General features: G+C 61.2%; 7 protein-coding genes. 1 reads left to right on the top strand and 6 read right to left on the bottom strand.

Annotation, left to right across the window (positions count from 1 at the left end):
- Nucleotides 1-145 precede the first annotated feature (145 nt).
- The 6 genes from ACXAJT_RS27290 to ACXAJT_RS27265 form a co-directional block, all read right to left on the bottom strand.
- Complete coding sequence (locus tag ACXAJT_RS27290; RefSeq protein ID WP_475242094.1) at nt 146-958, bottom strand: CpsD/CapB family tyrosine-protein kinase; 813 nt, start codon at nt 956-958, stop codon at nt 146-148.
- A 17-nt stretch (nt 959-975) separates the two neighbouring features.
- Nucleotides 976-2553, bottom strand: coding sequence for a GumC family protein (locus ACXAJT_RS27285; RefSeq protein WP_475242091.1), 1578 nt, complete (start codon nt 2551-2553; stop codon nt 976-978).
- 15 nt (nt 2554-2568) lie between these two features.
- Complete coding sequence (locus ACXAJT_RS27280) at nt 2569-3465, bottom strand: ExeA family protein (RefSeq protein ID WP_475242089.1); 897 nt, start codon at nt 3463-3465, stop codon at nt 2569-2571.
- A gap of 211 nt (nt 3466-3676) precedes the next feature.
- Complete coding sequence (locus ACXAJT_RS27275; protein ID WP_475242087.1) at nt 3677-4627, bottom strand: glycosyltransferase family 2 protein; 951 nt, start codon at nt 4625-4627, stop codon at nt 3677-3679.
- Complete coding sequence (locus ACXAJT_RS27270; RefSeq protein WP_475242084.1) at nt 4624-5109, bottom strand: acyltransferase; 486 nt, start codon at nt 5107-5109, stop codon at nt 4624-4626. Before ACXAJT_RS27270 ends, ACXAJT_RS27275 begins: the two co-directional genes overlap by 4 nt.
- A 29-nt stretch (nt 5110-5138) precedes the next feature.
- Nucleotides 5139-6557, bottom strand: a complete 1419-nt coding sequence (locus tag ACXAJT_RS27265) for an O-antigen ligase family protein (protein WP_475242081.1) — start codon at nt 6555-6557, stop codon at nt 5139-5141.
- 246 nt (nt 6558-6803) lie between these two features.
- Between ACXAJT_RS27265 and ACXAJT_RS27260 the strand changes: the two genes are divergently transcribed.
- Nucleotides 6804-7742 carry a glycosyltransferase family 2 protein gene (locus ACXAJT_RS27260; RefSeq protein WP_475242079.1) on the top strand — a complete coding sequence of 313 codons (939 nt, stop codon included), beginning with the start codon at nt 6804-6806 and terminating at the stop codon, nt 7740-7742.
- Nucleotides 7743-7962 lie beyond the last annotated feature (220 nt).

Here is a 7962-nt window from a genome sequence, read left to right as displayed (position 1 = left end):
AACATTGCGAAACGCACTCCTTCTCTTTGGATGCGTATCAACTCGCAATGGCTGATCCCGTCGGCAATGTGGGGCGGCGACAGCGTTTACGAAAGAACGGCAGGCCGAGACAGAACTTCGCGCGTCTAACTCACCAATGGGAGACTTAATATCCGTACACCTTCGGCTCCTGCGCCCCGTAGCGATATTTATTCAGGATGACGCCCAGTACGTCGGTTTGAACCGCAATTTCGCGTTCGCACCGATCGATGTCGTGAACACTGGTCTGTCCCGCCGAGGCAACCACCAGCGCGCAATCCATGTGCTGCATGAACGCCATAGAATCGTCCGTTGCCAGGAGCGGCGGCATATCGAAGAGGAGAAGATCCGGCCGATACCGCTCTTCGAGCGTATTCAGCACATCTCCAACATTATCGCCAAGCAGGATGTCAGACGCGTTCTGGACAGGACCGAGGCTCATGGCGATTGCAAGGTTGCTCTTGTGGCGTTGCGCGACTTCGCGAAGCCCCGCGCCACCAGAAAGAAGATCAGCGACGGACTTTTTATGAGCGGTCGGCGACGTCCCCAGCAGATTTGCCAGCGCAGGGCGACGCATGTCGATTTCCACTACCAGGATTCGCAGCTGTTTCTGACGCGCAAGCGCGAACGCGAGGTTGAGCAAAAGCGTGGACTTGCCGCAGCCCGGCTCCGGGGACGTGATCGCAAGGCGGCTCCAGCCGTTCACCTGCATCTGGCGCATCGTGCGGGTGCGCAGCATGTCGAAGGCCATCGCGTCAGGGCCAGCTTGCACCGTCACGATCCGATTGCGCCGCAGATGGCGGCCCTCGATCAGCAAGTCCGGCAATTGTTTCCAAGCTTCCAAGAGTTTTTCATCGACGCTCGGCCTGCGCACTCGCACTGGCGAGACACCGTCTCTGGTCTGGCGGGCTTTCTTGATCGCGGCCTGCAGGCGTTCCATCTTGCTCCTTTCCGGGGTCAGATCGCTGATCCGAAGTTGATCGTTCCGAGCACGCGCTCGAGCAGAGGCTGCAGCGGACGGATGTTTTGGTCGACGTACCAAAGCGCTGCGGGAAGGCCGAGGATCAGCGCCAAAGCAACGCTGGTGACAATCATGCGTCGGCGCAGAAGCTCACCTGCGGTGAACATGTATGGAATCGTGGCGAAGGGCTCGATGCCAAGGCCGACTTCAAGGTCATGGGGGCGACGTACCGACCGGTTCAGCAGTTCCATGAGACCAACAACCGCAAGGCCCAGAGTGAGCCCGCCACCAAGCCCCGACAGTGCGATCATCGGGCGGTTCGGGCTGCTTGGTCGCTCGGGCGCAATGGCGTGCTCGACAACGGTTATGCGGCGTCCTTTTGCCAGGGATTCTATGACATTACCGGTTGAAGCCTTGGCCTGCGCCATGACCGCCTGATCATATTGGCGTTTGATATTGTCGTAGTCACGCTGCAGCGTCGACAGCACGATCGTGTTCCCTGGGGTCGAAGAAATGTTGGCGGTAACCCGCGTCAACTGCGTCTCAAGTTCGGCGATCTGCCGCTCTATGGCCTTTGTCTGCGCATCAATGTCGACGAGTTGGATATCCAACAGCGTGGCCTGCGTTCCGGCATCGGCGGTGGGCTCCGTGTCCGTAGCGAGGCGCGGCCGGCCCGCGACCGCGGCCTCCAGCGCGGCGATCCGGGAGGCAAGCACCTTCATGCGTGGATTGCTTTCCGACAGCACCGCGGCTTGACGCCGCCATTCATCGCGCAGCGCCTCCAACTGCTCTTGCTCCGCCGACTTGGCGGCATCGGCGGCGGGCGACGCGGTCCCTGTGGTTTCGAACAGGGTCTGCAACTGCGCGCGGCGATCTAGAAGGGACTGGCGCTCCCGCTCGAGGCCGGTAAGCCTTTCCTGCAATGACGCTTGCTGGCTACGCCGGAAATCTAGACTGTCCGGCAGAGCTTCGAGGTTGTCTTCTTTGAAGCTCAGAATCTGCGCGTTCAGCGACGACAGCCTCTGTGCGAGCCGCTCGACCTCCCGGTCGAAGAACTCCAGCGTCTGGCTCGCCACCGCAGTGCGGGTTTCCACGTTTTCTTGCAAGATCAAGGTGACGATCTCATTGGTGGCCTCCGCAGCCATTCGCGGGGTCGGTGCATCATTGAATTCGACAACAACAACGGTGGCACCCGCACCGCCGCGACCACTGCTTGTATTGATCGCGAGATTTCGCCGCATGTAGGCAACTTTTTCGTCCGCAGACAGGCGTGCCTCGGTCTGGTCTTCAATCAGCGCGAACAGCTTCAACCGGTTTCCAAGCTCCAGCAAAACTTCGCGACTGAGAATGCGCTGGCGGATGATCTGCAAAGCTTCGACGGCGCTGGTCCGAACGGTCGAAGCCGCCAGATCGCCGGGAATCTGCTCAGACTCGACGATCAGTACCGCGCGTGCGCCATAGCGCGCGGGAAGGGACATCGCGATTGACACGCCGACGGCGATCCCCAGAGCCGCAAAGATGATCAGATACGGGGTTCGGCGCAGGAAGATGCGCCAATAAAAGCTCATATCCATCCCGGGCCTCGGCGCTCAAACATCCTCGGTTCCCGACTGGCGAGGCTCAGAATGCACCAGTCGCAGCGGCTGGCTGCTTCCCGCGCAGAACAGCAACCCGTCATCGATGACCGATTGCACGGTCGCGACCGTGACACCCTTCTCTGCCTCGGCGAACGCGTAAAGCAAGGCGCAGTCACACAGTTGGTTGACCAGCCTCGGTATGCCGCCCGTGGTCTTGGCAATCAGCGCCACCGCAGAGTCGGTAAAGAGCCGCTCCTGCGCGCCCGCAGCAGTGACGCGGTGCCGAATGTAGGCCCCCACATCCTCCTGCCTCAGCGCTTTAAGAAAGACACTGGCCGAAATGCGCTGTGCGAGCTGTGTCAGGTTGGCGCTCAGGACGAGGTCACGCAATTCTGGCTGGCCGACCAGTACAAGCTGTACCAATTCGTGGTCCCCGAAATTGATGTTGGTCAGCAGGCGCAAATGCTCCAGCCCCTCGGGCCCGAGATTTTGCGCTTCGTCGAAGATCACGATCACCCGCCGTCCGCGCGCGTACTCCTCGATCAGCAGTGCCTCGAAGGTTTTGTAGAGGTCGACATAGCCGAGATCCGTTCCCACGGGCTGCCCAAGCGCGTGCAGCACCCAGCGCAACAGGTCGGAGCGCCCGCCGGACATGGCATTGGAGATGAAGGCGACGCGCAGGTCTTCATCAATCTCCGTGAGCAGATGTCTCAGAAGTGTGGTCTTCCCCGATCCGATTTCTCCGGCCACCAGGGTAATCGGCGCGCGGTTCATCAACCCGAATTCAAGAACCGCGGCTGCGCGCTTGTGACCACGCGACCAGAAAATGAAATCCGGGTCGGGAACCAGAGTGAAAGGGCGCTGCGCAAGCCCAAAATGTGAGGCATATATCCCGATGTCCATTTTCATATATTGGCGCCAGCACCCACACGCTGAAATTAACAACCACACACCTAAGGCCTCGCGATTTTTCGCGGGCAGCTTCTGAATTCAGGCTAATTTTCCTGAATTAAGTTTTGGTAAACAGAGCTTCATATATTTCACCGGCCACCCTGACCGGGGCCATGTTCGCTAATAAGAAACGACGTCAAAGCTCCACGCCAACTCACCGCCTCTGAAGTCACGCCTGATCCCTACGCGCCATCTTCTGCGCTGCGTGCGACAGTGGTTGCTCGCCCACCAGAGACTGCCGCAGCGTCCACAGGGCGCGTATGCCGCGCAGACGCAACAGCACGCCGGCCGCAGCCCATCGTTCCTGCCGGCAGAGCGCCGGGTGGCACAGAACTCGCGGCATATGCAGAGGAACCGACATGAGGATGGCAAGGCTGCGCAGCCCCCAGCTGAGGCGCGCGGCTCGCCCTGTCCCATGCGCGAAAAACCCCTCCGAGGTGATCCGCCGCCATTTTCCGCGCAGCGCGGCCCAATCTTTGCGCGTGGGATGGGCGACCCGAAGCGTCGGCTCGTAACGCAGAGGGATGCGGAGGGTATGCGCGCGCCTTCCCCAGTCCAGATCCTCTGCCTTCGCGCCATCAAAGGGCCCCACCCGCTTGTAGACCTCGCGCGGCACCACCATGTTCGCTGTCACCGAAAACTTCTTCTTTCGGATGTAGGTCTTTTGCGGGAAGGCAAAGACGGTTTCGAAGGCTTCCGCCCCACTGCGGGGCGGCGGTGTTTCGTCGAAGACTTCCACTGCGCCGCCGACGATCTCGCCCGGCCGGCAAGTGCGCAAGGCCACCTCCAGCCAGTCCGAAGCTGGCACGCAGTCGGCATCCGTGAAGAGCAGCAGCCGGCCCCTGCTGCGCGCCACTGCCAGATTGCGGGCCGCCGCCGCGCCGGGGATGGCTGCGTGCTCCACCCGAACTTCCGGAAAAGCCGCTCGCAACGCGCCGAGGTCCTGAGTCGAGCCATTGTCGCCGACCACGATCTCTACGTCGCGCCCCTCGGTCTGGGGCATCAGCGCGGCAAGACATTTCCAAAGCCGCGCGACGTCGTTGAAGTGCGGGATGATGACGGAAGCGCTCAGGGTGACTGCCGAGTTTTCGTCCCGGCACCTCTGGCCTTGGCCGGTCATTCCGCAGCCTGCCGCCGGGCGGCCTCCTGTTCGGCCTCCTGCGCGGCCTGCCACGCGGGATCAATCCGCCCATAGGTCAGCAACTGCAGACCCGAGCGCAGGACCCGCGCCGGGTTGCCCGCAACCATGCTGCCGGAGGGCACATCGCGGGTGACCACCGAGCCTGCGCCGATCAGGCATTGATCGCCGATTTCGACCCCCGGCAAAATGATCGCCCGCCCGCCGATAAAGCAATTTCTGCCAATCCGCGTGTGCACCTTCATCCTCCGGGTCATGTCGTGCGACAAGATGCGCACATCGAAGGCCACGTAACTGTAAGCGCCCACATGAATCCCCCTTGGATGCGTCCGGTCGAACTTTGCCGAGAGCGACATTTCAGCCGTGGGGTGGATATCCATGCCCCAGACACGGCGCAGGTAGTGTCGCTTGATCCAGACCAGCGTCAGGCGCAAAGGGCGGAAAATATTCAAACTTCGTATCATGCAATCGCTCCTCAGACCTGCGGCGGCTGTCATCTCAGTGGCGTCTCGGTCGCCCGCGGGGGGCGGGCATGGGACGGCACGGCGCGACGGACAAGGCCGAGCTCCGTTAGCGAGCGGCGAAATGGCAGTCCCTCTCCCGGTGGCTCGCGGTCCGACGCGAGGCCCTCACGGCGATGTCGCAGGCCCCGCGGCAGCCGTGCCGCATCCTGCGCCTCTTCCTCGCTGCCGACCCGCGCTGGTGCCTGCGCCAGATTCACCCCCATGGCGAGCAGCACCCACAGGAAGGTCTGCGTTCCGCTCCAGACCGCAACTGTGCCGAGGCTGATGAACAGCCCCACATAGGCGATGACGAAGTTGCGGCGGTAGAGCGCGACCTTGGGTGGAAGGTCCTTGCGGCGCAGCAAGAGGAACAGCATGCTGCCGACGGCAGAAAACACCATGAAAAGTGCAGGTATACCGTTGCGCATGGCAATGAGCAGCCATTGGTTGTCGACCGAGCCGGAGAGCCATTGCGGCCGCGCCCAATCGTGCAATCCCAGACCGAAGATCGGATGCGCCCAGACATTCTGCATCCCGTATTCGAAGATCAGCACGCGCCAGTAAGCGGTCTGCGAACTGAAGGCCAGCCGGGTCGAGATCGCGATAATTGCCGGGCGGTCGGATAGAACTTCGACCACGAAGAAGCCAAGCAGTGCCAGCGCCACCAGGAGCAGCCAGCGCTCGCGCGTTGCCCAGCCCCATGCCAGCAGCGCCAGCTGAAAGATGATGCCAAGATAGGCCCCGCTCGACAGCGACATGGCGACGACCAAGAGGCAGGACAACACCATAAAAAGGCGCACAGCCCACCCGTCGAACACCGAGAGGAAGTGGATCATACCAAAGCCCCAGAAGATGCCGAAGAGAATGAAATGCTCGAGATTGCCCTGCACCCGATCGAAGCCCATGCGCGGGGGGTAGCTGACAATCTTCGGATGGATGGTGATGAAACGGCCGATGGTGTCATGCAGCAGAAACTTGTCCGACAGCAGCTCCACCAGCCCGACGGGCAGGATCATCAGCAGCAGGCAGCCAAAGACCCTCCAGAAAAACCGATAGGCCGCGGGGTCCTTGAGCATGGTGCGCCCCAGCGCATAGGCGCCAAAAGTCTCGACGAACTGCAGCCCGGCGAATTCCACCCGCGACGTGCCGTGGTTGACGAGGATCGAGACCGCGCCCAGCACCGCAAAACCCGCGACGCAGGCATCAACCACGGTGAGCCGGTATTTCGCCCCGAAGACGAATATCGCCGTGGTCGGCACGACCGTCAGCAAAAGAAAGAGCCGAGGGAAGCCGAGCGTCAAAGTTCCGATTTGCAGGGTGCCCGGCGGGATATAGGACAGCAGGAACAGCACAATCAGCAGAACCGTCCCGCGCGAAAGCCCCCTACCCTCGGTTCCGGCCAAAGCCATCGCCCCTCCACGTTGCCATAAACACGGGGACCACTCCCTTTATGGGTGTCGTAGAAATTAGGCCCTAATTATTCGTAAATTTTTAAGCGTGACAAAATAGAAATACCGCGACTCAAGTTTTCCAAAATTAAGCCCGCCTTAATAAATCAGATGCACGATCACCAGACCACTCCCGCCCCGTTGGCCTGCCCTCTTGGCATGCCCTGTTGGTCTGCAAGGTGTGTGACCTGAGAGATAACGCAAAATATGGAAACAGCGCTTACCGTCATCGTCATCAGTTACAACACGCGCGATTTGACGATGAAATGTCTTGAAACTTTATATGCGAACACGGCCCGGATAACGTTTCACACAATCGTTGTGGACAATGCGTCTGAGGATGGCTCGGCAGAGGCCATCGCGGCGCGATTTCCACAGGTTGAGCTGATTGCCTCCGACGAGAACCTTGGTTTCTCTAGGGCCAACAACATCGCGGCCGCGCGCGCCCGCTCAGACTGGCTGCTGCTGCTCAACCCCGACACCGAGGTTTACCCCCACGGCGTCGACCACCTGCTGGAGTTCTCTATGGCGCACCCGCAGGCCGGGATCACCGGCGGGCGCACTTACTACCCCGATGGAACGCTGAATCCTTACTCCTGCAGCGCCAAACTCACGCTCTGGAGCGCATTCTGCCGCGCCGTCGGGCTTTCCTCCGCCTTCCCAAGTTCGCGCCGGCTCAACCCCGAGGCCTATGGTGGCTGGCAACGCGACAGCACACGCCACGTCGACATTGTCGTCGGCTGCTTCCTGATGATACGCCGGGTGCTGTGGGTTGAGCTTGGCGGGTTCAATCTGCGCTACTTCATGTATGGCGAGGATTACGATCTCTGCCTGCGCGCCGGCCGGTTGGGCTATCGCCCGATGCTCTGCCCCGAAGCCCGGATCATGCATCTGGTCGGGGCCTCCAGCACCCTGCGGGCAAGCCGTCATATTCTTGTGGCGAAGTCACGCGTGTCGCTGATGCACGACCACTGGCATCCCGCGCTTGCGATATGCGGCACAGCCCTCACGTGGCTTTGGGCCGCCCTACGAACCAGCGCAGCACTGACCCATTCCATACTTCGGCCTGCCCCCGGCCGGAGGGCAACCGCCGCGCAGTGGCGCGAAATTTGGGATGCCCGCCGCAACTGGCTTCGCCCATACTGATGCGGAATGCCGCACCTGCGCGGGCCCAAGAATAATAGACACCAGTTCGTGCGCTGCCACTCAGGAATGGCTTACAGCGGGTGGACCTTGCGTTCTCTGGTTCCGATCCGTCCAATTGAAAGACCTGTTCGCTAGGCTCAGGACTCGTTCTCCTTCAAAGCCAGAAGATTACGGTCGCAGCGAGTGCGATTGCTGAGAAGAAGGCTTGTGGGCAGCGGTC

Source organism: Salipiger sp. ABF4_146 (genome assembly GCF_056161345.1).
The sequence above is the reverse complement of the archived record's forward strand: the minus strand, read 5'-3'. Positions and strand labels throughout refer to the sequence as shown.

Bases quoted from the DNA above. Each gene is read 5' to 3' on its own strand.
- ACXAJT_RS27290 (WP_475242094.1), bottom strand. From the start codon at position 958: ATGGAACGCCTGCAGGCCGCGATCAAGAAAGCCCGCCAGACCAGAGAC.
- ACXAJT_RS27285 (WP_475242091.1), bottom strand. From the start codon at position 2,553: ATGGATATGAGCTTTTATTGGCGCATCTTCCTGCGCCGAACCCCGTAT.
- ACXAJT_RS27280 (WP_475242089.1), bottom strand. From the start codon at position 3,465: ATGAAAATGGACATCGGGATATATGCCTCACATTTTGGGCTTGCGCAG.
- ACXAJT_RS27275 (WP_475242087.1), bottom strand. From the start codon at position 4,627: ATGACCGGCCAAGGCCAGAGGTGCCGGGACGAAAACTCGGCAGTCACC.
- ACXAJT_RS27270 (WP_475242084.1), bottom strand. From the start codon at position 5,109: ATGATACGAAGTTTGAATATTTTCCGCCCTTTGCGCCTGACGCTGGTC.
- ACXAJT_RS27265 (WP_475242081.1), bottom strand. From the start codon at position 6,557: ATGGCTTTGGCCGGAACCGAGGGTAGGGGGCTTTCGCGCGGGACGGTT.
- ACXAJT_RS27260 (WP_475242079.1), top strand. From the start codon at position 6,804: ATGGAAACAGCGCTTACCGTCATCGTCATCAGTTACAACACGCGCGAT.